Raw genomic sequence first — 1,147 nt, forward strand, 5'->3', positions numbered from 1 at the left:
TGGATAAGCCCTCGACCGATTAGTATTCGTCAGCTGCACGCATTGCTGCGCTTCCACCTCGAACCTATCAACCTTGTCGTCTACAAGGGGTCTTCAAGCAGGGAAATCTCATCTGGAGGGGGGCTTCACGCTTAGATGCTTTCAGCGCTTATCCCTTCCGTACTTGGCTACCCAGCGATGCTCCTGGCGGAACAACTGGTACACCAGCGGTACGTCCATCCCGGTCCTCTCGTACTAAGGACAGCTCCTCGCAAATTTCCTACGCCCGCGACAGATAGGGACCGAACTGTCTCACGACGTTCTGAACCCAGCTCGCGTACCGCTTTAATGGGCGAACAGCCCAACCCTTGGGACCTACTTCAGCCCCAGGATGCGATGAGCCGACATCGAGGTGCCAAACCTCCCCGTCGATGTGGACTCTTGGGGGAGATAAGCCTGTTATCCCCAGGGTAGCTTTTATCCGTTGAGCGATGGCCCTTCCATTCGGTACCACCGGATCACTAAGCCCGACTTTCGTCCCTGCTCGACCTGTATGTCTCGCAGTCAAGCTCCCTTCTGCCTTTGCACTCTGCGAATGATTTCCAACCATTCTGAGGGAACCTTGGGGCGCCTCCGTTACTCTTTAGGAGGCGACCGCCCCAGTCAAACTGCCCGCCTGACACTGTCCCCGCACCGGATTCACGGTGCCAGGTTAGAACTCAGGCACGATCAGGGTGGTATCCCAACGTCGCCTCCACCGATGCTGGCGCACCGGCTTCTACGGCTCCCACCTATCCTGTACAGATCGTACCCAAGTCCAATATCAAGTTGCAGTAAAGCTCCATGGGGTCTTTCCGTCACGTCGCGGGTAACCTGCATCTTCACAGGTACTAAAATTTCACCGGATCTCTCGTTGAGACAGCGCCCAAGTCGTTACGCCATTCGTGCGGGTCAGAATTTACCTGACAAGGAATTTCGCTACCTTAGGACCGTTATAGTTACGGCCGCCGTTTACTGGGGCTTCAATTCAGAGCTTCGCCTTGCGGCTAACCCCTCCTCTTAACCTTCCAGCACCGGGCAGGCGTCAGCCCGTATACTTCGCCTTGCGGCTTCGCACAGACCTGTGTTTTTGCTAAACAGTCGCTTGGGCCTTTTCACTGCGGCCCCC

The 1,147-nt window shown here is 56.1% G+C and carries 1 rRNA gene; it reads right to left on the bottom strand.

From position 1 onward, the window contains the following. Positions 1 to 1,147: ribosomal RNA gene (locus tag JET16_RS29745) — 23S ribosomal RNA — on the bottom strand; the annotation flags it as partial.

Source organism: Paenibacillus alkalitolerans (assembly GCF_016482785.1).
GTDB lineage: Bacteria > Bacillota > Bacilli > Paenibacillales > YIM-B00363 > Paenibacillus_AE > Paenibacillus_AE alkalitolerans.